Below are 24,627 nucleotides of genomic sequence, written 5' to 3'. Positions count from 1 at the left end.
ATAATTCCGTTATTCCTTCTCTTCCGGCTCTTCCTCAGCCTTACCGGAGAAGAACAGCCTGGCCAGGAGCCAGAGGCAGAAAACTGTTACCACAGCTCCGAATATGCCCCATGTCTCGAGCTGTATGATGCCGAACAGGTTTAGCACCAGCACGATAACCATGATGAACATCAATATTAGAATAGTCACACTCCATATACTGAGCTTCCACTTCATACGGAGTCTTAACTGATTTTATGATATTAAGCATGACGCTGGCATATGGGGGCTGACACAACGTATTTATCATACTCATACAATATTTAAGCAGATAATCAGTCCCGGACTTATTGAGGTGGAAGCCAATGCGTAACTGTTACAATCATCCTGGCATGGGCGCGATCGCAACTTGCGAAGCCTGCGGCAGAGGTATCTGCGCCTTATGCGCAACTAATCTCGAAGGACATGTCTATTGCAGGGATTGCGCTGAAGAAGAGCGTAAGAACCTGCAGGCACAGTCAATCTCTGATCATACAGAGCAGGCAGCCCCCGCTGCGGCAGAGCCTGCGCCTGCACCGGCTCCCACGCCCAAACCGGCTCCGGCACCTGTCGCCCCTCCGGCACGCCCAGCCTCCGAGCCACCCCGGGAAAAGCCCGCTCCCGCTCCGGCAGCGCCGGCAGCGCCGCCCGTCCCGCCTGCAGAACCGGCACCTCCCGCAGCCATAGTTCCCGCTAAACCCACACAAATAGCCCCCAGAGAGCCGGCAACGACTCCTGCTCCCGCCTCCCCGCCAGCTACCGGCACGGCAGGAAAGCCCGCTGAAAAGGAGTCCCTGATCTCGGCATTGCTCTCTTTCGTAGTGCCCGGACTCGGCCAGGTATATAACGGCCACATCAAAAAGGGTATCGTGCTCGCAGTGCTCTTCTACGGCCTGCTGGTGGTCATTCTGGCCTGCATCGTCCTCTTCAGTCTGATGAGTGGCATCGGCTCTATCTGCTGTGCCCCTGCACTACTCTTCCCCGCCCTTGTACTGCTCTACTCAATCTACGACGCCTACCAGAGTGCCGAGAAGATCAACCGCGGCGAAGAGACCCGGGACTGGCTGTAACACTCCTTTTTCTTTTTCGCTTGCCCAATCTATTAGACGCTGTGGTTGTTACCGTATGAGCTTGTGGTATAGCTCTGACTCATGGAACTGCCTGAGCTGGTAAACCCGGTTTTTTATCGGCGGGTGGGTGGCGATGAACTCCGAAATCTTCGACATCCGGTCTCTTTCGACCTCATCCTTGTCCTTATACATGCTTTCGATGTCGACTTTATCGGCGAGGCGCTTTCCCAGTGCCAGCCTGGCGAGGACAAGGATGGCGGCGTTCAGGTTGCGGCAGGCGATGAGGCCGCCTCTGTCACAGGTGTACTCCCTGTGCTGAGAGCTGAGCAGCAGTGGCAGCTTTATCGTGAGCCCGAAGATCTTTACGGGCACTGACCAGCCATATTTCACGTGGGCGAGCTCGTGGCCGATGATGAACTTCAGCTCGTCATCACTGGTCACGTCGATAAGCCCGGTGTTCAGGACTATCACCTTGCGGCGGAACCCCAGCGCATAAGCGTTGATTTGCGGATCCTGCACCACGTAGACGCCCGGGGGGCGCATGGCGAGCCTGTCTGCAGCTTCTCTGGCTATCCGGTCGATTTCCTGCAGGGTTTTCTCGTTTGCCCTGATGCTGCGGGAAAGTACGTGATTGTAGAACCGCCACCGGGTAAAGATGATCAGCAGGATCAGCTGTAGCACTGCACCGATGAGCATGCCTGCGATAAAAAAGGACGAGGCCATCAGCCTGGGTATGAGAAACCGGAACCCGTATGTCCATCCGGCGTATCCCAGCAGCAGTATCAGCAGTAGCACGATGATGGCCGGAAAGACGAGCTTTTTAAAGTATTCTCCGACCTCTCCCTCTGCCCTGAAATCGATCTGCCTCCTCTCAGTATCGGCGCCTGCTGCTGCCATTTTTGGGCTCCAAATCTACTATAATGCCAGTTTTATTTAATTGTGTATGCCTCGATAAGGCGGGTGCAGTACTCAGCAGACCTCGTTAGTGCGCTCGTTCTATCTTGCCAGAACCTGGGTAGCCGGCGGCGGGCATCATCCCGCCGCTCACCTCTATACCATGGTTTTACCTGCTTCTTCAGCATAGGCCGGGATCACCGCTCGATATACGATATCCCGTATCCACTGCGGATTTTTTCGACCATATAGTCGTAAGCGTCCGCACTGGCCATTCTGATTTCCATAATCGTGCCTATGGGTTTGCTAAGCTTGCAGGGCACCTGAGAGCCCGCATGTCGATCGCACCGGATCCGCTTTGCCAGCACAGTCTCTTTTCCCGTATCCTCGTTGACGTAAGCTGCGACAGGGACAGTCTCCTGGCCGTAGCACGACGGGCAAGTCCGCGTCGCTTCGTACTCGTATACCCTGTACATCTCTAACACCCGTTAAGATCATTTTCTTTGCCCGGCAAAATCTCGTAGGATGATTTATCGCAACTAAAGCCTGTTTTTTTGGGATATCTGCGGAGCAGACGCCAGAGCCTGGGTAGCAAGTATTAATAACAAGAGCGAGAGATTCTCCAGTTATATGTCTATGGAACATGTCCCAGGCCGGAAAAACGGCGAAGTCGTGCTGTACGCGCTGAGTACATGTGTATGGTGCGGTAAAACCCGGGAACTGCTGACCGAACTTGGCGTAGAATATTCTTACGTCTACGTCGACCTTCTTAGCGGTGCAGAATTCGACCGGACCGTGGCTGAGATGGCCAGGTGGAACAAATCCCGGTCTTTCCCTACGCTGGTGATCAATAACAGCAAAGTCATCGTCGGCTTCCGGGAAGACGAAATTCGGGAGGTGCTGGCCTGACCGGCAACATAGAACCGGATGATTCCGAAGTCCGGGCCTTCCACGAGCAGCTGTTGCGGGACGCTGAGAGGGGCGGCTATCGCCTGAACCCTGACCAGAATTTCACCAGGGCACTGGTGAAGGGGCTGCTGATCAATAAAGGCCGGTATGGCTATATCGCCTGCCCGTGCAGGCTGGCGACGGGACAGCGAGAGGAAGACCTCGACATCATCTGTCCATGCGATTACCGCGACCCTGACTTAGCCCAGTTCAGCGCCTGCTACTGCGGGCTCTACGTTTCCGATGAGGTTTTCCAGGGCTTAAAGAAGCTGGCTCCGGTGCCCGAGCGCAGGCAGCCCCGGGAAGTCTCGGTGACCCCTGCCATGGCTGCAACAGCCTCTCCCGGGGCTGGCGTCTCTCTGAAGTATCCGGTATGGCGGTGTAAGGTCTGCGGATACCTGTGTGCCAGGGAAGAGCCTCCGGGCGTTTGCCCGGTCTGCAAGGTCAGTAAGGATCGCTTTGAGCGGTTTATGTAGGTCGGAAGGTAACCGGATGATCCCCCTGCACAGGCTTAAAGCGGTAAACATAGACGTGGCAGCCGAAGTCGGGAAGATCATCGAGTCGGGCGGCCACGACCGGGGTTCTGGAGACGACTGCGGGCTGAGCCAGGTCTACAAGGTCTACCGGAACATGAAGACGCTCGGGTTTTTCCGGCTCGTGGCGGAAGCGTACGGTAACCAGGAGTGCACCGGCGGCTTTAGCCAGCGGGTCAACGACCTCTTCAGCGCAGCCACTGTAGATGGTCACATCTATTTCGTAACTGAGATCACCCATGAGGCACTGGAGGCGTTTCTCGATGACGGGCTCGTGCTTTACAAGATCCGGCCATGGCTGGTAGAGTGCTTCAGAAAGGCCTGGACATTGCAGCCCGGCCATGACCTGACTGCCCGGTGGGATGCCCTCTTCGAGGCATACGGATCTCCGTTGCCGAAAGGCGTCAAGGTGGTGCCCTTCTACCATAAAGAGATGGCCCCGGGATGCCCCGGGGTTATCCTGGTGCTGGTATACGCGAAGTAGCTTTCCCTAATCCTCTTGATGCCACCTGGTCCAGGCGGGCTGATCTGTTAAAAAGAAGCCGGGCGCTCAGGCCCGTATTTATAGCTGAGGCTGGTTACCTGTGCCATCGTCCTGCACAGTGGGGATGACTGTGTTACCCTCGAGCCGTGGCATAGTGGCAGGACTCTCTATAGCTTTCTGGGTCAGCATGTCCCACTGGCCATCCATGACAGCCGAAATTACTACGCCCTTCTCTACCGTGATCACTGCCTCATGCGGCGTGAGTACCTGGGCTGTCATCATGTCGCTCCGGTCACCAAATCCAGCGCTCCTGCTGGTGAACTCTACGATGATCTCGTAAGTATCGGGAGTCTTAGCGACTGCAGGCTTGAAGGTCAGTGTGTCAGGCATGCCGTCGAACTTGAATGTAGCCTCTGTAGATATGAACTTCTCTGCGATCTTCATTGCATCTCCTGATGTGTTGACGACTTCGCCGGCAGACGATGAGTAGACGATTGCTCCGCCTGCCACAACGAGCAGCAAGGCAGTCACTGTGAGTGTAATTATCATGAACTTATCCATTCTTTCACCATGCATAATTATGATTTATATACCTATAAGCGTTACTTAAGCTACGATTCCTGCCGTAGTCTTTTCTTGCAAAAACCACAGTGCCGGGAAGCCATAAATATTTTCTCCGGTCACCTCCGCTCTTGCTTACGCAGGCGTAAGGCTATTGCCATGGCTACCATCCCGCCCATGCCGGCCAGCAAGCCCAGGATCGTGAACGGCAGGCCCATGTGGACGTCGAAGGAAAGCCCTCCCAGAGGCGGCCCTGCGATTCTGCCGACGCTGTTGTAAGAGCCTATCACTCCCATAGCCGCCCCCTGGTGTTCCTCGTCGGTGCGTTTCGAGACCAGGGAGTTCAGGCACGGGGTGACCAGCCCCGTTCCCAGCGCCAGAGTGCACGAGAACATCATCAGTGAAACAAGCTCCGTAGCGGCCAGGATCAGGAAGAACGAGGCAGCGGCTATGAACATGCCGGTGATCACCGTATGTCTCTCACCGATCATCTCAATAGTCATGCCCAGTAATATGCCCTGGCATATGACGCCAGTGATGCCCATGACTGTGAACATGATAGCCATGATAGTGGGCCCAGTTACCATCATCGTGGTTCCCAGCACCGGCATGGCTGAAGGTGTATCCATCACTCCGAAACGGCCCATCAGGTAATAGGCAAAGACGCTCTGAAATCCTGACATTAGCAGAGTGACGAGCAGCGCAAGCAGGAACAAAATCCAGAGCCTCGAGCGCAGGGGAGCAAGGATCGAAACTTTACCCGGGCGGATCCGGTGTACGTCCACAGACCTCGACTCTTCCAGCAGCAGGTACCCGAGGACCACGAAGCCGAACGACGCTGCCGCAATGGTGAAAAACGGCACCGTCAGGCCCCAGATGGAGAGGCCTCCGGACAGGGCAGGGCCGAAAATCATGCCGAGGCCGGACGATGCTCCGAGCATTCCCATGATCCTTCCCCGCTCTTTATGGCTTGTTATGTCCGCAATATAAGCCAGCGACGCAGGGTATATGCCTCCGGACAGGATGCCGCCGATCATGCGGGCGGCAAACAGCATCCAGAGCTGTGTGGCAAAGCCGTAGATCAGGAAGGAGACGCCATAGCCGAAGAGGCCGATCAGAAACACCGGCTTTCGGCCGACCCGGTCCGAAAGCTCGCCCAGAAAAGGAGTGAAGATCAGCTGCATGACAGAATATGACGCCATAAGCAGGCCGAGGTCGAAAGCCGAGGCTCCCATGCTCTGAGAATAGTAGGGCAATACGGGCATGATGACGCTGAACCCGAGGCTCAGAAAAAACATCCCCGCTATCAGGATCGCCAGCTGTACTCTCTCGGAAACCATCGCTACCATACGGGGTTTAGTCAGTGTGGTGAAATACGTGTGGCATGTCGCAGGCGCCATACAGGGATAAGTCATGAATGGCTGCGCAGCCGGGTCTCTACATACTATCCGGTACTATCCGTTAACTTTTTCGCCGGCGGCCGGTAAGGGTAAAAACGCTACTTGCTGCTCTTCTGCACAGTTCTCTGCCGTTTTAAGGCGGACTGGTAACATATGGAAGCGTCTTTCATCGAGGGGTCTAACTTGAGCGTCTCTTTGTACTCCAGAATCGCCTCATCCAGTGCTCCGACGCTGTCCAGCGCAGCAGCGAGCCTGAAATGGGCCTCCGCGTCATACGGCGCTGTCTGTATCGCTATATGATACTCCTTAATCGCCGCTTTCGTATCTCCCGTCTTTTCCAGCGCCATGCCCAGAGAAAGGCGATACATGAGCCGGACCGGATCTGACCTGATAGCGCTGCGATACTCCCGGATTGCGCCAGCCATGTCACCCCTGTCCTCGTAGATCCTGGCCAGCAGGTAATGGGCATCCGCATGGCTCCTGTCCAGGTGAAGAGCCGCCTCCAGGTCTTTGATCGCATCATCCACCCGTCCCTGCTCATAATGCAGCGCAGCGAGGGAATAGCGCAGTTCGCCGGCATTATTACGTGTGGGATGTGCGGCCTGTGGTCTGACCAGGCTCTGGATAGCCGATAATGTCCGGGAGAAATAGTCTGTCGCTGGCATACCAAAGAATTCATATACTATATTTTATATATTAAATTTCTCCGGGGAAAGCGCGAGGAGTCCCTCCCAATTCTCTATGCACTTACCTCATGAAAACTGGTTTTTCAAGTTAAGTCGATGAAAAACTCCTGGAGGTCGGGGAGTTCCCGGGAGGTATGGGAGGATTTTCAAGCTGGGAGGGCTGAGAGGGTAGAGAGGTCAGAGAGGAGGTCTGAGAGTGTGGAAAGGTTTGGGAGGATTTTTTAAGTAATTCTCTCCGACCTCCGGGTACCTCACATAACCTCCTCTCAGACCTCTCTGACCTCCCTGACCTCCCAGCTTGAACGTATCCTCTCTAAACTCCGTGAACCTCTCTGACCTCCTCTACGACCTCTCAATACCTCCCAGACCCAGATTTTTCATGGAACGTTTACTGCTGAACTTTGCACGTCCTGGGGGAGGAGGGAAAGCCCTGCCACCTGAGTTCTCGTGGTTTTAGGCGCATAATCCTAGTGGTTTCAGGAGTTCTTTGTGCTTTTTCGTCAATTCAGTGGTCACCTGGGTGCCGTCTTCAAGTTCTATTTTCTTGATCTTTTCCAGTTCGAACAGCAATGAGTCGATAGTGTATTTTTCGTGGAGGCCGGTGTCTTTCATCATACGGAGCAGTCTCATTTTTAGGATGAGGCTCAGGAAATTTACGAACAGGAGTCCTTTAAGCGTGCTCTCTTTCTGTATGTTCAGGGGTCTGGCTTCCAGGTCGTTCTTAAGGATGTCGAATCCTTTTTCGACCAGGTCACGGCTTTTATATGTGCTGAGACATTCATCCCATGACAGGGTATCATTAGTGAAAAGGATGTACAATCCCATCTTGTTTACCCGTTGAGCCACAGCATTCTTCTTAATTTTTACCTGGAACCGTCCCTCAACCAGTTTCCATGTGAAGTATTGCGTGTACCCTGCGCAGGTCTCCTGGAATACGTGGTAGGGTTTCATCCATTTTTTCAGTTCGAAGCGTTCCAGGCGTGCTTTCAGGTCATGCAGCTTCCTGTAGAACGAGTCCTCGTCGCCATGCTCTTTCCGTAGACTATAGTAACAATAGCCTTTCAAACAGTGTTCTCCCACATCCAACTCTACGCTTTTAACGAACAGGGTTTCTTTACCGTACATGTGAAGATTGTTAGGATCATTGATACTACGATGCATCTTGGATACCAGTTGTTTGACAGTTTTCAGTTGATATGTGGCCGGAACCACGAATTTCAAAGTGCTTTTCATGAGCTCGTCGATATTGCCAGTGCTGAAGAACCCCCGGTCAAGAATGAGAGTACAATCCTGAACACCCATCGCCCTCATCTTCTTAACAGTGTTAAGAAGAGTGGACACATCTGTAATACTTCCCGGGTAGACGTCATACAGCAGAGGTATCGTCTTCTCTTTATCTATAACCAGGCCCATGTTCACTTGTCTGGTGTCGGTATGCTCCCGGTTATACCCATGCTCTAACAACCCGATCTGCCGGGAGTAGCTGGATATGCTGGTAATATCATAGATTAAAGAGCCCTGGGGTGCATCCCTCTCAATCAATCTCCGGGCGAATTTATCTGGTATGCTGCTCTCCCCGATCATAGACAAGAGTTCGCTGATCCGTGGCCCCGAGAGGTCCAGTCCCCATTCATTCTGGAGCCATGTAGTCTCATACCATGACGCTGCCTGGTAGAACGGCAAGGGACGGACCACCCGGTTAAAGCTCAACGCTAAAAGCATTCTGGCCTTCTCATCACTGAGGTACTCGGAGAGGATCTCTTCCAATCCCAGTTTCTTCACCGTATCGAGCAACGGTAAAAACTCACCGTAATGATACGTGTTCCTCGGAGCCTTAACCTTCTTAACCGGTTTACCATCAACGTTTTTACCAAGATAGCGTGAGCGATGCCGGATCTGTTTTTTCTCCTTATCATAGTATGGCGTGTCCTCGTACAGGTACTCCTTACCGTTGATCCGTTTAACCCTCACACTACTCTTCATATGCGCTTATTTAAGCGCATAAAATATTTAAGGATTATGGCACCAGAAACACAAACAGAACCACGATCCCTTCAGATCATGCAGTTAAAAACCAGAGAACTCAGGCTGCCAGGTATTTCCACTGTATTATACGAGAAGAGTATGCTTCAATCCAGTAAAAATAAGCCGTAGCTCTGCTATATATTTAATTTTAAAAATAAACTGAAACATAGTAATTACATATTCCCAATTGGCTATTTATGAGCGAAGTATTATCTTTCGTCGGATATGTACATGATTATAGTGAATGCGTATGTGGGCCAGGGACAACTCTACTCATGAAAGCGATCAAAACTCCGGTCTCGCAGCCGCTGACTTTTCGGGGGATCCGGGCGAAGAGACGGACTATGCCCTGAAGAGCATCGAGGAGTGCGATTTGAATACGGTCCTCGAGATGTATCACTATACAAATGGCACGATCCTGGAACTGAACGGGTTTCTGTCCGACGCCATCCATGAATACCGGGAAGCTATCCGGCTCAACCCTGCCGAAGGCTTCTACCACTACAATCTCGGGGTCGCGCTGCTGAAAAACTGCGAGTATAACGATGCGTATAAGGAGCTCTGCGAAGCTATTCGCCTGAATCCCGAGGACTATGAGTCCAGGTGCGCCCTCGGTGACGTCTACTGTGCCATCGGCCGCAGCCTGATGGCATGCGGGAACCTACTCGAGGCGATCGATTCGTTCCGGGAAGCCGTGGCTATAGATCCTGACTATTCTGACTATCATTGCGGCCTTGGCCAGGCGCTGCTCGAACTGGCCCGGTCTGACGAAGCCCACATTAACGAAGAGCACCTGGTAAACGCCATCGCCGAGTTCAGGACTGCCCTCGGCATCGATCCTGAGAGCATGGATGCCCGGATAAGCCTGGGCATGGCACTCAGCCTCAGCCAGGATCAATGCCTGCGCACCGAAGGCCTGAAACTGCTCAACGAAGTGCTGATCGCCGAACCGTTCAACGACGACGTGCGGTCCTGCATCGATGCGCTGACTGCAGGCTCTCATACGGCCTGAGTGCAGGCTCTTATATAGCCTGAGTGCAGGCTCTTATATAGCCTGAGTGCAGGCTCTTATATAGCCTGAGTGCAGGCTCTTATATAGCCTGAGTGCAGGCTCTTATATAGCCTGAGTGCAGGCTCTTATATAGCCTGAGTGCAGGCTCTTATATAGCCTGAGTGCAGGCTCTTATATAGCCTGAGTGCAGGCTCACATATGGCCTGATAAATAATAATGTTCTTTCATATTTTAGTTGATCGTTCCAGACCGGCAATAGCTATTTAACATTTTCTTTATCTGACGAATTTAATTTCCAAAATTGTAATTATCCGGAAAATACAAAATACCTTTATAGTTCTGAGTTCTACTCAATATTGTAAAAGGTGAAGCCCGGCCAGGGCAGAACTGATACGTACAATCCAATCACAATCAAGTCAAGGCTGACACCAATACGGTTTGACTCCATCCACGGAAGCACCAGTAGTATCCAGAGGGGCTAAACATCAAAGGCCCGCGGCGAGCCTCAAATCGCCGCCCTCCCATTTTTTTACCAGAGTTTATATGGATCGCATAACTTTCGTCCTTCGGTCTTCGACATGCGGAGCCCTACAGGACAAACTCTAAGTTATTGATTACATCAAAATGTGATAGTCACTAGCAGCATCGGCTCTTGCCCGGCTCTAAGGGCCATGGCCTGAATAGTCCTCGCCGAAACCGCACCGTCTTTTCCCGACAGGCTGACAACTTCCCGGCCTGCGATGCCGGTACTCAGCGCCTTCTCAAAGAGCGAAGCGATCTTCCGGGCGTCGGCCTCGCTGAAGATGCCCGTATCCAGCAGATTTTTCTCTGCCATGGCTTCTGCCTTCATTCCAATCAGGCTGGCTGCGGCGGGATTAGCACACTTAATCCTGCCTCTTGAATCGCAGGTAAAAATAGCGTCTGATATCAACGTCGTTATGGCGCATAGCTGCTCCTCCGCCATCGACAGTTTTTTTCTGCCTGTTTCTGCTCTGTGATATCCTTGAAGATCGCGATCGTACCCATTACTCTGCCCCAGTCATCCTCTATTGGGATCAGCATGTAATCGATCGGTCTCCTGTGGCCTTCCTTGCTGACCAGGCTGGCCTGGTTACCACAAGTCGGGGTCTTCTCTATGTCTTCCAGCCGGAAGATCGAGTAGACGTCTTTCCCCGCCGCATCTTTAAGTGCCCAGCCTGTCAGCGTTTCGGCGGCCGTATTCATGAACTTGACACCGCCGGAGTCGTCCGAGGCGATGACGCCTTCGCCGATGTTCCTGAGCGTCACTTTCAGCCACTGCCGGGCGTCGTACAGGTCCCGATCCATGCGGTGCTTGTACAAGGCCATTTCTATGGTGACCCTGAGCTCCCGCTCGTCGAACGGCTTGAGCACATAGCCGAAAGGCCCGGTGATCTTCGCCCGCTGAAGGGTGGTGATGTCCGAATTGGCAGTCAGATATATAATCGGGGTATCCTGTGTCTTCCGTATCTCCTCTGCCGCGGATATGCCGTCTATGTTGCCCTTGAGGCCGATGTCCATCAGTATCGCGTCAGGCCTGGTCGCGTTAGCCTTGACAATGGCTTCTTCGCCAGTCGAAGCTGTTCCGACGACATTATAGCCGAGCCCGATGAGACGACTGCGAATGTCCAGCAGAACAATCGCTTCGTCTTCGACTATCAGGATACGCTCATTCATAAACAGGTGATCTAATGCATCATAAACATTAAAAACATTGCTGTAATCCGGTTTTAGTAATTCGATTTCGGAAAAGAAGGGACTGCTGCGGGGGTGTCATCGCTTCTGAACCAGCCTATTATAGAGAAGCTTATTGAATAACCTCGTCTAATACGTATATGGTGATATCTTGACGATTGACAAACCAGTATACTCAGAGCACTCTCAGGCGCCAGGCACAAATGCTGTCAAAGAGCTGGACATGATGAAGGTGAAGATTGTGGAGATGGTCGAAGGAGCGGGCATCCGGTTCCCCATCACCAGCAAGGACGAGCTGCTCAAGGTTTTCCCCAAATCCACCCCTATGGCGTGCTCTAATAAAGGCAGTCAGTGGACCATGTACGACCTGATCGAGCACCTCGACAAGAGTGACTTCCCGATCAAAAATGCCGGCGATCTGGCGACGATCCTGACCACCCGCTGCCCCATCTAAGGCCGGCTTTCTCTTTTTCTTTTCACTACGATATCAAGCGTCGCAATGTTTTTAGTGCCCTGCAATACCTTGCTCAGGCTTGCCCGGGGTGCCATGCCGTCATTGTAATATATGCCTGCTCCTGCATAGCTGATGCCGGGCAGGCCTCTTTTCAGCCCGCACAGCCCTGCCAGCCAGGTCCGGGGGGTGTCCGACTTATGGGGGTGCCAGATGAGAAGGTCGGGATTTTTTTCGGCCGTCAGCCGCTTAAACTCCCTGATTGTGTCAGATCGCCAGCCCCGGGCGTTATGAGCTGATCGGGGGCTGAACATGTTCATGTCGTGGCAGCCCAGCAGCATCACCTTCCTCTTCCCCGCATCGATGAAATGGCTCTGCAAATCGGCCACACGTATGAGCCCGTGCTGCTGCCGGGGATTCGGGTACGATTTGCCGGTGCGCCATACCTGACCCGTATCGAGGTCCGCTGCGAAGGTCAGTTCAGCGTGAGGGTCCCAGACAGAGCCCATAAAGAAATACAGGTCCACTCCCATGGTTATATGGCGTGTCACCTTGCCGAGCCTGCGGCCGATCGCGCCGCCCACGAGATGCCTGAAGTTACTCTCTCCGTAATCCAGCAGCTGATCTACAATCTTTGAGGGCGGGCTCACCGGGTCTCCGACCGACCATCTCTTTACTGTATCTGGCCAGGGAAGGACCAGGAAGCCTCCATACAGCACCAGGAAATCGAGCCTGCCTCTATTTGCCAGTGCCCCGCTGACCGAACTCAGTAAATCCCGGGCCTCATCGAGGTCGCCATGCCACTCTCCTTCGAAGAAGACGCGGGCAATAGACGCGTCGGCATCCGACTGTAAATTGATCTCAAAATTATCGCTGGCGTCGCCAGTATCTCTCATGCCTGTTGCTGCACTCCGGTGAGCCAAAAACTTTCCCTTACCACCCTTAATAGTGCGGATAAAAAAGAGAGAAATTAGTCACTTTTACTGTCTCAGCCACATTGCTTTTGCCAGCCAAAGTGAAGCAGTATCAGACACCTGTACCATAGCCAGAAGATCCGCAGCAGCTGCAGCACCCGGTTACCATCAACGCCAGTTCTACCAGTACTATAGCGACAATCAAATACTTTATATTTAACATATGTTCAGCCTCCTGTAATTCATATTTTATCAGGCTCATGTTAAAAAAGCTATTGTCGGGCAGGCGCCAGACAATAGCTCTGTTAGCCCGCTAAGCTTCCTCCTCCGGTTTGCCCAGCGCCATCTGGCGCAGGTCGTACAGCCACGGCAGCCATTCCTCTCTTTCCTCCGGCTTCTGCTGGTTTGCGTAGAAGACTCCATACGCGAGGGCATGGCGATAAGCCCAGAAGTGCCGGAGGCTCCACAGCTTTTTCAAGATGAGGAGCGGCTCATTCCGGTGGGCTTTAACGTACTCCAGCGCCTCTGTGCCCACCACTTTCAACGTAGCCTTCCTGTCCACCTGCAGGAACAGGAATTTCGTGGCCATGGACACTCCTATGGCCAGCAGTAGCCCGAGTATCAGGACGTACTGGACCAGGCCGCCGTTCAGGTTCATGGCCATTACTAGTTTAGCCCAGAACTGTGGTGAGCCTGGTCTCAGGTAGTTGATCAGCAGGTGCAGCCAGATCATCCATACCATCGCCAGTGCCGGTAAAATGGCCCAGACGTAGGGCAGCTTTTTGCGGAGCATCAGGCCGAAGCCCAGGAAAAGCCCGATCAGCATGGCAGTCTCGGCATGACCTGGCCATACAGATACGCTCCCATGGTACATGTCGGGGAACAGGAAGAAGGGGTCGATACCAAAGCTGGCCGGCCTGACAGACCTGTCCCAGCCCAGGGTACCCATGTAACTGTTGGTCACCCGGGCGATGTTCTCCATGACGTGGAACCCGGCGCCCACCGACCCGCAGAGCAGGGCGACGTCCAGCGGGCCCAGCGCCCTCTTCCAGTACCCGTGCCCGGCTACCAGCAGGTAGATGATCACGGGGAGGACTTTGAAGACCTCCTCGACCACGGGCGAAGCCACGTCAGACATCGGGTCGTAGCTCCCCAGCACGAAATCGAGGCCGAGGAACAGGCGGATCGGATTGATCTCCGGGAATGCCGTGATGGCGGCAACCATTGCGAGTTCTGCAAAGTAAACGGCGAAAAACACGATGCCCATGCCGATCAGGAACATCCTCACCATCTCTTTCGCCTTCACCGCCCGCCAGGGCGTGGTGAAAACCGTAAACTGCACCATAAAGAACGTGGGCCACCAGAATGCCCAGATCAGCCCGCGGGGAGTGACGCCGTTCGCCCAGAAGAGGGCGATATTGACCAGCGTCCAGAGGATGATGATCCCGAAAGCCGCGATGCGTACCCCTGTCCAGAACTCTATTTTCGGCAGCTTCGAGGGTGCGCCGGGGGCTGCAGTAGTCTTTGCCTCAGGTGGAGCGGAAGGAGGTGCCATCTGCTGAACAGCCTGCTGAGGGGCCTGTCCGGCCATAGATTGATTATCGTCAGCCAAACAGATCACTTCCACGGCCACCAGTCAGGCAAAAACCAGTCTTTCCAGCTGGTACCATCAGAACCACTGCCGCTACTGCTCCCCGTATTGGTCCCCGACGGCCTTTTCGGGTCGAAACCGGGGATGTCTTTGCCGGAGCCGGTCTTCTTCCTGAACGGATCACTCGGCCCGTCATCCTCTGGATCTGCTCTTGCAGGCCTTTTTATCGGAGTCTTCGGAGACGGATCCCTTCCTGATGCCGCCGCGGCCGCAGCAGCAGCCGATGCCCCTGCAGACCCCATTGTGGCTTTCTGGCCGTTGGAGGTGTTTTTCATGTTGTCTCCTGCAGAGGCCAGATCTTTCATGCCTGTTGCGTGGAACACCGGATTGAACAGGATCAGCAACCCTGGCAAAGCAAAGAGAAACGCCAGCGCCAGGCAGGCCCACGACCACCTGTGGAACCTGATCCTCAGACGATATCTGCGATTATCGGTCATAACCCAATCACCATATTATCTTTAAGTACTCTACTAAGCGATTACTGCTGATAAAGGTTCCGAAGTCCGAAAACCGGCTGCCATCGGACAATTTGCGTAAAAAAGTATTGCCGCTCTATGGCCAGCTTATTCTTCCTCGTCTCCGAGGAAATATATCTCGGCCACTGTCAGCGCGTGGTCTACGATGTCCGAGTCGCTCAGCCCGTCCGGGTCAAGGCCGCTGGCTTTCATAGCTTTTCTTACTAACTCAATCTTATGTTCGCTTACGGCTACTTTCTTCATCGTATCACTTACAGATCATCTGCCACTCGGACGCATATATCTTCTGATGTTCCATTTTCTCTGTCCCCGCCATCCACCCCTCAGGCTGTCTCATAATTCATTGTGGTTGCCTGTTAAGATAATGCGCTGCCCAAAGTACAATTCGATCTTGCCAGGATGTACGCCTTTTGAACGCATGCCCTGACAGGCGTTCTCGAATGCGATCTGCACACTATCGCTGCGCTGTGCGTTCTCTGATTGCCCTGATTCGGTGAGACAGCAAGACGATCGCTGCGCTGTGCTGGGACACAGATTTAACAGATTGTACAGATTGCACAGATGAATACCATAGATAAAACAGGTAATGATCGCCTTTACCAGTCTGATTCGACGACCATCTGTCTAATCTGTATAATCTGTACAATCTGTGTCCGAGCACAGCGCAGCGATCGTCATCGCATCGCCCGCATCGGACGCCTGCAATTGCAGGCGTCCTGGCGGGCGAACATAGAGTACAAGATCGTACTGTTTCTCTAATAGTGATAATTAGTTCCTTATTGTATAGTGAAAACGAATTATGAGACAGCCTGCCCTACTGATAGGTATATAATATTTTATGTCCTAAACCTTACAGCGAGGAATATCATGCGACTCATCTCCTGGAACGTCATGGGCGGGTACGGCGGACACATGTCCGCTCAGGTCGAGCAGCTCAAGAATCTGCAGCCCGACGTTGTGGCACTCCAGGAAGTGACAGCCAAAACGGCGCCCACCTACAGGGAACAGCTCAAGGCGGCCGGATATTACAGCATCGTCGACAGCTTCCAGTCCGTCAAGTACCTGACCCGGCTCAGGAGCAACAGCTTTGGAGAACTGATCGCCAGTAGATGGCCGCTGATCTCCTCCCCCCTTAAGTTCGACGTGCCGTGGCCCGAAAAAGTCCTGTCCTGCTTCATCATCGGCCCGTGGGGCGACGTGCTGCTGCACACGGCTCACATTCCCTCCGGGGACTATAACAACGTTAAAAAAATCGAGACTCTCGAAGGCATCTACAAAGCACTGGCGAACCCGGCTCAGTACCCCCGCATCCTCTGCGGCGACTTCAGCACACCTCAGGAAGAGCTGCCGGACGGCCGGATCGTCACCTGGGGCCAGAAGCGCAAGCGCACCGGCGAAATCGTCCTCCAGAAGTACTGGGGCCAGCGGTGGGACACCGGCGAGCGGAACATCCTGGAAAAGCTGAGCGAGTACGATCTCGTTGACGTGTACCGCAAGCTGTATCTCAACAGGCCCGAGTACAGCCTCTACGAAACCACAGATGGCCAGCGCACCGGGCGCAGGTACGACCACGTCTTCGCTTCCGAATCGCTCAACCCGGTAGAGTGCAGATACCTGCACTACCTCCGGGAGAAAAAGCTCAGCGGCCACTCAGCTATAGAAGTAGAATTCAAGCCCCACCTCGCCCAAACCAATCCCCGGCAGCTGTTAAACATGACGGTGGAAGAGTCGGAACAATAGTGCTCGAACGCTCAGAGCTTACCTATATCCTCGAACCACAGGGCGGGATTCTTCTGTATGAACTCTGCCATCATGTCCTTGCACTCGGGCAGGTCCAGATCCACGACTTCGACGCCGTGGGCTTCCATGAAAGCCCGGGCGCCCTCGAAGTTTTTCGATTCGCCCACGATGACTTTCTTAATGCCGAACTGGACCACTGCCCCGGCGCATAAGTAGCAGGGCATCAAGGTGGAGTATAGTACGGCATCCTTGTACCGGCCGACTCTGCCTGCGCTGCGGAGGCAGTCGATCTCGGCATGCATGACCGGGTCGCCGTCCTGAACCCGCTTGTTGTGGCCGCTGCCCACTATCCTGCGGTTGATCACCATCACGGAGCCGATAGGTATGCCGCCTTCAGCCAGCCCTTTCTTCGCCTCGTCGATCGCCGCCTGCATGAAAACGTCCATTCAAAGTCACCGCTCTGATCATATACCGAAAGGGTGTATAAATCTTTAAGGGCGGCGGTTAGCCAGATCAAGGTTTCCTGCCTGCGTACAGCCCGTAGCCGACAGACGACCGGAACTTCATGACTATGCCCCTGATTCCGGGATTAAGTAGCGACCTGGCGATCTCCGGCCTGGCTAAGCATCCTGCGAGCCTCCCGGCGCCCGCCAGCATGCCGCCTGTCTTCAGCCGGCTCAGGAACTGTGCCCGGAGGCTGATTTTCGATATTGTGCTGACGACCTCAGCAAACCCTGCGCTCCGGAAAATGAGCTTCCACTCCCTCTCGAGGTGTGGCGAGGCCTTCAGCGTATGTCGAAGCACGGCCTTCAGCGCCGGATCCGGGGCGTGCAGATAGGTGAGCTCGTTAAAGCCGAAAGCGCCTCCCGGCTTTAAAACCCGGTAACTTTCCCTGACCACATGGGCAGCATCACAGTATGCCAGCACTGACTCAGCCAGGGCAGCGTCGAAAGTCCCTTCTTTAAATGGCAGGTGATGCAAGTCTGCCTGTATGAAACTTAGCTTTTCCGAGGTACCGCTCCGGGTTGCCAGAGCTCTGGCCTTTATCAGTACCCCGGCATCTAAATCTACGACGATCGGGCTGACGCCGCTTTTTGCCAGCATGTCAGCCGTGCGGCCTGCGCCGCAGCCCATGTCGAGGACTCGCTGACCAGGGGCGACTCCTGCCATTTTCTGCAGCCGCTCAGTGGCCTTACCGCCCCCCGGGTGCTCGTCGAAGCCTGCCGCTGTCCACAGCTCGCCGGGAAGGGTGTGGTCAGGGTCGGCGATTGTCATAAACACCGCTTGAATTTCTTACCTACTGTTCAATAGCGCTCACTACAGAGCTATCCGCCTTGGCCGAATCCACGCCTTGCATGCCCCTTGGGAGCACCATGACAAACCGGTCTGTCCCGTCGATCATCAGCGTCCCGTTCTCCAGCGTACAGTCCAGCAGGTGGCCGCCGAACTGCCTGTCATCAGAGATGAAGTGGCAATGGTATCCGGCAACGTTCACACCGTCCATATATGCGGGGAATCGCACGCCGACGATCGTGCCCGAGACGTTCTCCCTCTCGAAGACCGACTGGTTCTTCACCGCATCTACTAAGGCAGGATACGGCTTTTCCTGAGCAGGGACACTTCTGGTCTTCACGTGCGAAAAGTTGCCGTGGACTTTCAGGGCATACATAGTGGCATCGGACGGAAGCTCAGCGTCGATCAGCGTCGTCAGGTTGCTCAAGCCCTGTAAACCTTCCAGCTGCCTCGTGCTGTCAGCATCGAAAAAGGTCACGGCCGCAAACGGGACGGTAACGTTATCGCCCGTCTCTACTACTGTCCCGTCTCCCTTTACCTGGTATACCTTTCCCTCAAGGCAGACCATCTCGCCGTCAAGGGCGTCGAACGTGCCGAGGCCTGTATCTCCATTCTGCAGCAGGGTTACGACCGGTATAATTCCTTCGTAAACCCCCTGAGAGAGGGCGCTGAAGGTCGACACCTGGTACATGGTTTCCCGATCCGGCGCAGTCTCCGCCGGCTGAGTGCACCCTGCTGCCAGAACGGCTGTGATAATGATGAGTAAAGCTGATAACCTGCCAATATTTAGCATATCCGTTGACTATGGCCGGATGGTTATAAATACGTTAGCCCGGGAAGCCCGGAGCAGAAAAGCGAATGGTACGGAACAGCTTACTCTTGCTGGTCCTCGTCTTCGACGAACTGATCCTCGTCCCTGTCCTCGTCGACGACCCCGTAGCATTCGGCCGGACAGCCCACAAGTTCCCGGATGTCATCAGTCGTATCCAGCGTCGTTTCGTGCAGGTGGTCTAAGAACTCCTCGTACTTGGCCAGACAGATCATCAGGTTGTTATAAGCCATGCTGTCCAGGCCTATGACGTCGTTCGGGTCAACCATCGCGTCCTCTATGAGGATGCTGACGCGCTCGATCTTCATAGAGAGGTCTTCCAGCCGCCGGTTCAGCTCTTCGCCGGGCAGCTCGATGGTATTTTTAACCATCTGTCTTCCGACTGTTTGTCGTTCGACCATCTGTCGTTATCCTCCTCTGGTGAGATCAACCTGTTTCCAGCTCATTATATAAATGTTAATCGGACTGTAGCTAAATAATCTTCGCAGAAAACGACCAGCGACAGGCCAGCGTGATACCGTCAGCCAGGCAGCTTTTAGCGATAGTCTTTTTCTGTCGTGAGGTCCTTAAGTGCGCTCCCGAATCCCCTGAAAGCGCTCATGACGCCGACGTCTGTGTCTTTGTAGACGTACACGCAAAACTCGGTGGGCTTATAGTCGCAGCGCAGCACTACTCTCTTCGACAGCCTGTTACAGTACCTGACCATCTCAAGCGGGTCCGGATGGTACATCTCGCCGGTAAGATCATACGAGGCCGGGCTCAGAAAGTCTGCAGCGATGCCTTTCGAGGCCATCTTGAACATCTTGCGCAGGGTGTTTTCGACAAAAGGCCGGTGCTCGTGCACTTTCAGGTTGAAGATGCCGCATTCGAACGCCCAGTCGAACCTGCCTGGAATCTTCGTCTCCTCGAAGTCGCCTACGATAAACCTGGCGTCCGGGTAACGGGACTTTGCGATTTCTATGAACTCGGGGTTAAGGTCGATGCCGGTATAATCCACAGAGATGCCCCGGTCCCGGAGAAAGCCATACAGGTCCGCAAAGCCGCAGCCTACGTCGAGGATGCTGCTGCCGTCCAGGTCTCCGATCGAGGTCAGCACAGTAAAACGCGCTTCCTGCGTCCCCTCGAGCCAGCCCAGGCTTTTTATGTCATGGCCGTACTGTAGATAGTTATCCCTGTAAAATTTTCTCAAAATCTTTCGGTCCTGCTCCCTCAATATTCCAGCCTCGGAAAAATAATCGTCGTTCATCGATAAAATATGCACACTTCAGTTTTTGCAGAGATCACGTCTGTTCTACAGATCCCGCTTGCATATCGATGCATATGCCATCATCACGTTGCCTGATCCTGGCGGCTCCGGGGGAGACGCCCGGAAACCGCCTTACTGTGAGGCTATTTTATGAAAAATATTTAAAATATGGGGACGCATCTTCTCAATAAAGAGGTCTAAAGAGCAAGTCATGTGCGAATTATACGGTATCAGCTTCAGCAGGCCAGGCAAGGCCATTTCCACGCTCCACAGGTTCGCAGATCACTCCTGCCGCAATCCGCACGGCTGGGGTATCGCCTACTACAGACAAGGCGGAGCTGTCATGCAGAAACTACCAGAGAAAGCATTGCTGAGCAAGACCTACTTCAAGGCAGTAGAAGCGGCAGAGAGCGACATCATCATCTCCCACATCCGGCACGCTTCCCGCGGGGAACTGAACGAGCGTAACTGCCACCCGTTCGTTCGCCACTACGACGGCAAAGACTGGGTGTTCGCCCATAACGGGCACGTCGACGGCCTCTACGTACACCCCATGGCCACCGGGGAGACTGACTCTGAAACTGTCTTTCACATTCTCATGGACCACATCGAAGACCGGGGGGATGCGATGTCGGGGCTGCAGTACGGGATCACCAGCCTCTTCGAAGACTACGAGTTCGGCCGGCAGATACGGCTCAACTTCCTGCTCTCGGACGGCACGAACGTCTACGCTTTCGGCCACCACCCGGAAAAGCCCATGTACTACCAGAACCTCTATCACAGGCAGGGCGCCCGCACAATGGTCTCTACCCAGGTGCTTGACGGCACGCCATGGGTAAAGCTTCCTGACGACCGCCTGATGGTCGTCGCACAGGGGCAGATCCAGTCGATCTCTGCGCCTGTCTAACTTTTTCTTCCTGCTGCCTGTACAGCCTGCAACCTGGAAAAATTCCACATTTACAGCGCGCAGAGCTATAAATCGGCTCATTGATCACCTGATAACTGGTGGTGTCCAAAGTGATCCGTAAAGCTTTTTCCTTAATCGCCATCTCTCTGCTCCTGTGCATAGTCGGTCAGACAGTATACGCTCAGACAGCAGACACGCCCGGCACAGGCATTCACGGGTACGTGACCAGCCTGAACAACACAAGCATACCCGGGGCTACGGTCAACCTGTTCAAGGAAGGCGCGTCGCCGACCACCCCTACTCTGACCACTCAGACGGACTCCGGGGGATTTTACGCCTTCAGCAATCTCCAGCCGGGCAACTACAGTATCAGCGCTTCCAAAGACTTCTACGTCTACACGATGTCGGCCAACCTGAGCGAAGGCAATCAAACGCTGAACCTGCTGCTTCCGTTACCTTCATGAGTCTCGTCCGCTCTGACCGAATACGGCTCCTCAGCTGGAACATCTGCTTCGGCGGCATCGGGGCCGGCAGAACCGGGTATGATCCCATCACTTCCCGGGAAAATTTGCGTGGCATAGTCAGAGCGATCCTCGGGAAAAGCCCTGACGTCATCGTACTGCAGGAATACCGTGACGCGGAGGAGACCGGGGGCGTCATCAAGGCCGGCTTAAGAGAGGCCGGATATACCTGCCACAGCTCCAACCCGGGACTGGACAAGAACGGCATACTGATCGCCCTCGGCAGGAATCTGACAGATATGTATGCGGTTTCTCCGGCGGCAAGCTTCAAGGTCGACACGCGCCGGCTGGACGAGATCTACCGCTACAGGTGGGCGAACCTGGGGCTGAAATCACAGGGGATGTCCTTCGAGCTTCTCGGCATCCACATTCCTGACGTCAGGCCGGGCAGAAAAGGCGGTCCTGAAACGTTCGTCAGGTCCATCGGGCACAAGCAGTTGATATGGGACGCGCTGATCGAGTATGCCCGGGAAAAGCTGAAGACCGGAAGCGAAGCGATTATCGCGGGAGACTTCAACACCGGCCTGAACGCAGAGGACCGGAGCCATAATACAGATAGCTATTACCTGAGCGACCGGATGGCATACCTGAAGCGGCTGAAGAACTCGCATGGGGAAGGGCTGGCAGATGCCTGGAGAAAGTTCCACCCTGAACCGGGGCCTGAAGATTATACCTGGTTCTTAGGCAACAGGGGCTTCCGGCTGGACTACGTGTTCCTGACGCCGGGTCTGGGAAAACGGCTGTCCGGCGTCGAGTACTCACATGAGGAACGGGTCAGCGGCCTCTCTGATCATTCGATGGTACTGGCTGACATACGCCTGTGATTAGACTGATTAGTATTACTCCTGGCGATAATTCATCAACTTTAAATAGCCCTCGATCATTACTACCTGATCATGGAAGACATCCGGGCCTACCTCAATTTTTTCGGCGTCGGGGAGGCCGTCGATGAAGAGGAGCTCAAGCGGGTGCGGAACGTTTTCCTTAAGCGCTATCACCCCGACAGCGGCGAAAAGAGCGATGAGATGGCCAAGAAGATCAACATCGCCTACGAGAAGATCGCAGCATTCATCGAATTCAGGGACCAGATCCGGTCTTCGGGCGGTGACAGTCCCGGCTTTTCTGACTATTCTGGCCTGTACAATAAATACCGGGATTCTGGCAGCCTAGAGGCAGCGCAGGAGTTCTATGCCGAGATGCGCCAGCGCCAGGGCGCAGGGCTCAGAAAGCACGCTTTCAGCTTCCACGGTGTCTACGAAGACCAGGCTCCGTCGGCCTACAAGCACTACTTTGTGGACGCGGTGCTAAACTATACCTACCTCGCCTCGAAGCAGAAAGACATCGGCTACACGTGCGGACAGTACCTCGAAGTTTTCCCCCTGAACGTCTTTGCCCGCTGGGTGGAGCAGGTATATCCCGAATGGCAGACCGACAGGCCGAAGATATGGGCGGAGATCAGGGGCAAAAACTACAAAACGCTGTTTATCGCCGCCGTAGAAGAGTATACCCGGACCAACAAGTGTGCGGTAAGGGATGCGCTACTGGCCTTCAGGATTCCTGAGTCTAAGTATTACTACTGGAAAAGCTGTAAGGTAAATTGAGCCAGCATACAATCGGGGCAACCTCCTCCCTACCTATAATCTCATTCTGCCTCGCTATCTTCTGGTACTCAAAAACTTTATATAATACGGGCGCATGTACTTATTTGCAATATAATGCAAGTATATAGCTATCTTATTCCCAGGAGTGGTATACGATGAACCGATCAAGGATAGAAACCGGCCGTCTTTCTTGCGATGCTGCCGCTGCTCAGGCGCAGGCGGTTCTCATCCTGCTCTTCATCGTCCTGATGCTCGCCGTCACTATCGAACTCACTGTAGGAGATAACATAATGGCGGCTGCAGACCGGATCTCTAAATTCAGGGTGTGGGGTGCGGATAATGCCATATCAGCTCCGACGGGGGAGAGTTCGGCGATCACTATTACCAGCCCTGTTGATGGTGATACCCGGTATATTGATGAGCGTATTACAATATCTGGCCGGCTTATGCCCGGCCAGGGCAGGACTATTAAGCTTGTTTTTTACCGGGTCAGCGGCGGTGAATGGGTCAAGGCAAAGATCACCGGTGACCATTGGTCGGGGGATACTAAACGGTTCACAGAGGGCAATTATGAGATTGAAGCTGTAGCGTATGATGATCTGGGCATGGAGTCGGAGCATGCGGTCTCGCATTTCATCGTGCTGTTCAGGTATTATGTCGACGCCAGGTATGTTAGTGATAATCTTCCTGTTTCTGTAATTGCGGGGGATCGTTATCCGTGTCAGATGACGTTTGAGAATACGGGTAATACTCCGTGGGTCAACGCTCAAGGCTACACGCTGGCGTCCTACGGGGGAGCTTTCGGCGCTGACACAATCCCCGTCCCGGAGGGTGGGGTATTGCCTTCTACGAGCAATGTGTTTTCTACTGTCTTGCAGGCGCCCGGGCAGCCGGGTAGTTATGTGGTGACGTATCGTATGCAGGGCGGAGGTTACGGGTGGTTCGGGGATGAGATGACTAAAACGATCCGTGTCGACCCCGTTGTCAGGGATGCAAAGGTTGTATCAGTGGATATTCCTGGTGAGATGCTTGAAGGCGATGTTTATCAGGCGAAGATTACGATGAGGAATACCGGTACTGGCACGTGGTATGTCGATGGTACCAATCACGTCGATCTCGGTATGATTAACGGCAACACTGGCGATGCGTACAAGTTTACTGGTAAGACGAGCATGCCGATGAGTGGTGTCACCGAGGTACGGCCGGGCGGGGAATACACGTTTCAGTTTCAGATCAAGGCTCCCGGGCCGGGGGATTATAGTTTGAAGTTCAGGATGATCGCAGAGGATAGTGTGTGGTTCGGGGAGCAGGCGGAAAAATCCGTTAAGGTTAATGCGAAAGGGCAGCCGGGGCCGGGGGATGAAGAGCCGGTGGAGGATTATCAGGCGTATGTGGCAAGTGGGAACTTTAGGATAATAAAGGGAAATGGGAATGAAAGAACAAACTGCATGTGTGTCTGGTGCTATGATGGTCCGTTAGTCCGCCATAACCTAAGATCCAGTTATGTTAAAAATGATGGTTATGCCGATTGGGATATAGGTGGACCTAACGGAAATTATCGTATATACAGTGATGAATACATCGGCGGATCACAATTTGATATGTGTAACGGTGGCTACAAGGGTACTGTAACATTTTATGAGATTTAATGGTG

At 53.9% G+C, this 24,627-nt stretch carries 30 protein-coding genes; 12 read left to right on the top strand and 18 right to left on the bottom strand.

Going from position 1 to position 24,627, the window contains the following annotated elements:
* Window positions 1–9 precede the first annotated feature (9 nt).
* The gene (locus RCI_RS16585) at window positions 10–216 is read right to left on the bottom strand and encodes a hypothetical protein (RefSeq protein ID WP_012035039.1); all 207 of its coding nucleotides are present in this window, start codon (window positions 214–216) and stop codon (window positions 10–12) included.
* Between the two features lie 128 nt (window positions 217–344).
* On the opposite strand from RCI_RS16585, the gene RCI_RS17225 reads away from it, so the two are divergent.
* Window positions 345–1,088 carry a hypothetical protein gene (locus tag RCI_RS17225; RefSeq protein WP_148266512.1) on the top strand — a complete coding sequence of 248 codons (744 nt, stop codon included), beginning with the start codon at window positions 345–347 and terminating at the stop codon, window positions 1,086–1,088.
* Window positions 1,089–1,136: 48 nt separating this feature from the next.
* Here the strand turns inward: RCI_RS17225 and RCI_RS03650 are convergent, their stop codons facing one another.
* Window positions 1,137–1,985 carry a M48 family metallopeptidase gene (locus RCI_RS03650; RefSeq protein WP_012035037.1) on the bottom strand — a complete coding sequence of 283 codons (849 nt, stop codon included), beginning with the start codon at window positions 1,983–1,985 and terminating at the stop codon, window positions 1,137–1,139.
* A 194-nt stretch (window positions 1,986–2,179) separates the two neighbouring features.
* Window positions 2,180–2,458, bottom strand: a complete 279-nt coding sequence (locus RCI_RS03645; RefSeq protein ID WP_048197981.1) for a hypothetical protein — start codon at window positions 2,456–2,458, stop codon at window positions 2,180–2,182.
* Window positions 2,459–2,612: 154 nt separating this feature from the next.
* Between RCI_RS03645 and RCI_RS03640 the strand changes: the two genes are divergently transcribed.
* Genes RCI_RS03640 through RCI_RS03630 form a run of 3 tightly spaced genes read left to right on the top strand, consistent with a single transcriptional unit; the run spans window position 2,613 to window position 3,947 of the window.
* Window positions 2,613–2,891, top strand: a complete 279-nt coding sequence (locus tag RCI_RS03640) for a glutaredoxin family protein (RefSeq protein ID WP_012035035.1) — start codon at window positions 2,613–2,615, stop codon at window positions 2,889–2,891.
* Between the two features lie 53 nt (window positions 2,892–2,944).
* Window positions 2,945–3,406, top strand: a complete 462-nt coding sequence (locus RCI_RS03635) for a ferredoxin-thioredoxin reductase catalytic domain-containing protein (protein WP_012035034.1) — start codon at window positions 2,945–2,947, stop codon at window positions 3,404–3,406.
* 16 nt (window positions 3,407–3,422) lie between these two features.
* Entirely contained in the window at window positions 3,423–3,947 is a 525-nt protein-coding gene (locus RCI_RS03630; RefSeq protein WP_012035033.1) for a hypothetical protein, read from the top strand.
* A gap of 78 nt (window positions 3,948–4,025) precedes the next feature.
* On the opposite strand, the gene RCI_RS03625 is transcribed toward RCI_RS03630, so the two are convergent.
* From RCI_RS03625 to RCI_RS03610, 4 genes are all read right to left on the bottom strand, one after another.
* Complete coding sequence (locus RCI_RS03625; RefSeq protein ID WP_012035032.1) at window positions 4,026–4,508, bottom strand: hypothetical protein; 483 nt, start codon at window positions 4,506–4,508, stop codon at window positions 4,026–4,028.
* A 119-nt stretch (window positions 4,509–4,627) separates the two neighbouring features.
* The gene (locus tag RCI_RS03620; RefSeq protein WP_048197979.1) at window positions 4,628–5,848 is read right to left on the bottom strand and encodes an MFS transporter; all 1,221 of its coding nucleotides are present in this window, start codon (window positions 5,846–5,848) and stop codon (window positions 4,628–4,630) included.
* Between the two features lie 158 nt (window positions 5,849–6,006).
* Window positions 6,007–6,573 carry a tetratricopeptide repeat protein gene (locus RCI_RS03615; protein ID WP_012035030.1) on the bottom strand — a complete coding sequence of 189 codons (567 nt, stop codon included), beginning with the start codon at window positions 6,571–6,573 and terminating at the stop codon, window positions 6,007–6,009.
* Between the two features lie 474 nt (window positions 6,574–7,047).
* Window positions 7,048–8,577, bottom strand: coding sequence for an IS1634 family transposase (locus RCI_RS03610; RefSeq protein ID WP_012035029.1), 1,530 nt, complete (start codon window positions 8,575–8,577; stop codon window positions 7,048–7,050).
* Between the two features lie 292 nt (window positions 8,578–8,869).
* Here RCI_RS03610 and RCI_RS03605 point away from each other — a divergent pair, with 292 nt between their 5' ends.
* Window positions 8,870–9,631 carry a tetratricopeptide repeat protein gene (locus RCI_RS03605; protein ID WP_012035028.1) on the top strand — a complete coding sequence of 254 codons (762 nt, stop codon included), beginning with the start codon at window positions 8,870–8,872 and terminating at the stop codon, window positions 9,629–9,631.
* A gap of 619 nt (window positions 9,632–10,250) precedes the next feature.
* On the opposite strand, the gene RCI_RS03600 is transcribed toward RCI_RS03605, so the two are convergent.
* Together RCI_RS03600 and RCI_RS03595 are read right to left on the bottom strand one after the other, a co-directional pair.
* On the bottom strand, window positions 10,251–10,595 hold the full coding sequence (locus RCI_RS03600; RefSeq protein WP_081477272.1) for a PAS domain S-box protein: 345 nt from the start codon (window positions 10,593–10,595) through the stop codon (window positions 10,251–10,253).
* A complete protein-coding gene (locus RCI_RS03595) occupies window positions 10,568–11,326 on the bottom strand; it encodes a response regulator (RefSeq protein ID WP_052309896.1) in 759 nt (252 codons plus the stop codon). The genes RCI_RS03600 and RCI_RS03595 overlap by 28 nt, the downstream gene beginning before the upstream one ends.
* Before the next feature lie 169 nt (window positions 11,327–11,495).
* On the opposite strand from RCI_RS03595, the gene RCI_RS03590 reads away from it, so the two are divergent.
* Window positions 11,496–11,798 carry an MTH865 family protein gene (locus tag RCI_RS03590; RefSeq protein ID WP_012035027.1) on the top strand — a complete coding sequence of 101 codons (303 nt, stop codon included), beginning with the start codon at window positions 11,496–11,498 and terminating at the stop codon, window positions 11,796–11,798.
* Here RCI_RS03590 and RCI_RS03585 read toward each other — a convergent pair.
* The 4 genes from RCI_RS03585 to RCI_RS16910 form a co-directional block, all read right to left on the bottom strand.
* Window positions 11,795–12,691: a hypothetical protein gene (locus RCI_RS03585; protein ID WP_048197973.1), complete on the bottom strand. Its 897-nt coding sequence runs from the start codon at window positions 12,689–12,691 to the stop codon at window positions 11,795–11,797. The two genes, RCI_RS03590 and RCI_RS03585, sit on opposite strands and share 4 nt — an antisense overlap.
* Window positions 12,692–13,022: 331 nt before the next feature.
* Entirely contained in the window at window positions 13,023–14,330 is a 1,308-nt protein-coding gene (locus RCI_RS03580) for a PrsW family glutamic-type intramembrane protease (protein WP_394296430.1), read from the bottom strand.
* Window positions 14,327–14,797 (bottom strand): hypothetical protein, encoded by a 471-nt coding sequence (locus RCI_RS03575; protein ID WP_148266509.1) that lies wholly within the window; start codon window positions 14,795–14,797, stop codon window positions 14,327–14,329. Before RCI_RS03575 ends, RCI_RS03580 begins: the two co-directional genes overlap by 4 nt.
* A gap of 126 nt (window positions 14,798–14,923) precedes the next feature.
* The gene (locus RCI_RS16910; RefSeq protein WP_158308862.1) at window positions 14,924–15,079 is read right to left on the bottom strand and encodes a hypothetical protein; all 156 of its coding nucleotides are present in this window, start codon (window positions 15,077–15,079) and stop codon (window positions 14,924–14,926) included.
* A gap of 624 nt (window positions 15,080–15,703) precedes the next feature.
* On the opposite strand from RCI_RS16910, the gene RCI_RS03570 reads away from it, so the two are divergent.
* Window positions 15,704–16,576: an endonuclease/exonuclease/phosphatase family protein gene (locus RCI_RS03570; RefSeq protein ID WP_231844934.1), complete on the top strand. Its 873-nt coding sequence runs from the start codon at window positions 15,704–15,706 to the stop codon at window positions 16,574–16,576.
* An 11-nt stretch (window positions 16,577–16,587) separates the two neighbouring features.
* Here RCI_RS03570 and RCI_RS03565 read toward each other — a convergent pair whose 3' ends face one another.
* The 5 genes from RCI_RS03565 to RCI_RS03545 form a co-directional block, all read right to left on the bottom strand.
* Window positions 16,588–17,022 carry a nucleoside deaminase gene (locus RCI_RS03565; protein ID WP_012035022.1) on the bottom strand — a complete coding sequence of 145 codons (435 nt, stop codon included), beginning with the start codon at window positions 17,020–17,022 and terminating at the stop codon, window positions 16,588–16,590.
* A gap of 67 nt (window positions 17,023–17,089) precedes the next feature.
* Window positions 17,090–17,851: a class I SAM-dependent methyltransferase gene (locus tag RCI_RS15670; protein WP_012035021.1), complete on the bottom strand. Its 762-nt coding sequence runs from the start codon at window positions 17,849–17,851 to the stop codon at window positions 17,090–17,092.
* A gap of 22 nt (window positions 17,852–17,873) precedes the next feature.
* Window positions 17,874–18,662, bottom strand: a complete 789-nt coding sequence (gene budA, locus RCI_RS03555) for an acetolactate decarboxylase (RefSeq protein WP_012035020.1) — start codon at window positions 18,660–18,662, stop codon at window positions 17,874–17,876.
* A gap of 80 nt (window positions 18,663–18,742) precedes the next feature.
* Entirely contained in the window at window positions 18,743–19,099 is a 357-nt protein-coding gene (locus RCI_RS03550) for a hypothetical protein (protein WP_012035019.1), read from the bottom strand.
* Between the two features lie 134 nt (window positions 19,100–19,233).
* The gene (locus tag RCI_RS03545; protein WP_231844933.1) at window positions 19,234–19,944 is read right to left on the bottom strand and encodes a class I SAM-dependent methyltransferase; all 711 of its coding nucleotides are present in this window, start codon (window positions 19,942–19,944) and stop codon (window positions 19,234–19,236) included.
* 211 nt (window positions 19,945–20,155) lie between these two features.
* On the opposite strand from RCI_RS03545, the gene RCI_RS15665 reads away from it, so the two are divergent.
* The 5 genes from RCI_RS15665 to RCI_RS03520 all read left to right on the top strand — a co-directional run bounded on the left by RCI_RS15665 (window position 20,156) and on the right by RCI_RS03520 (window position 24,622).
* Window positions 20,156–20,851 carry a class II glutamine amidotransferase gene (locus RCI_RS15665; RefSeq protein ID WP_012035017.1) on the top strand — a complete coding sequence of 232 codons (696 nt, stop codon included), beginning with the start codon at window positions 20,156–20,158 and terminating at the stop codon, window positions 20,849–20,851.
* Window positions 20,852–20,961: 110 nt separating this feature from the next.
* Window positions 20,962–21,315: a carboxypeptidase-like regulatory domain-containing protein gene (locus RCI_RS15660; protein ID WP_158308861.1), complete on the top strand. Its 354-nt coding sequence runs from the start codon at window positions 20,962–20,964 to the stop codon at window positions 21,313–21,315.
* Entirely contained in the window at window positions 21,312–22,196 is an 885-nt protein-coding gene (locus tag RCI_RS03530; RefSeq protein WP_012035015.1) for an endonuclease/exonuclease/phosphatase family protein, read from the top strand. The genes RCI_RS15660 and RCI_RS03530 overlap by 4 nt, the downstream gene beginning before the upstream one ends.
* Before the next feature lie 72 nt (window positions 22,197–22,268).
* Complete coding sequence (locus RCI_RS03525; protein ID WP_012035014.1) at window positions 22,269–22,973, top strand: J domain-containing protein; 705 nt, start codon at window positions 22,269–22,271, stop codon at window positions 22,971–22,973.
* Between the two features lie 155 nt (window positions 22,974–23,128).
* Window positions 23,129–24,622: a hypothetical protein gene (locus RCI_RS03520; RefSeq protein ID WP_012035013.1), complete on the top strand. Its 1,494-nt coding sequence runs from the start codon at window positions 23,129–23,131 to the stop codon at window positions 24,620–24,622.
* The last annotated feature ends 5 nt before the right edge of the window (window positions 24,623–24,627 follow it).

Origin of the sequence: Methanocella arvoryzae MRE50 (assembly GCF_000063445.1) — an archaeon.
Taxonomy (GTDB): domain Archaea; phylum Halobacteriota; class Methanocellia; order Methanocellales; family Methanocellaceae; genus Methanocella_A; species Methanocella_A arvoryzae.
The sequence above is the reverse complement of the archived record's forward strand: the minus strand, read 5'-3'. Positions and strand labels throughout refer to the sequence as shown.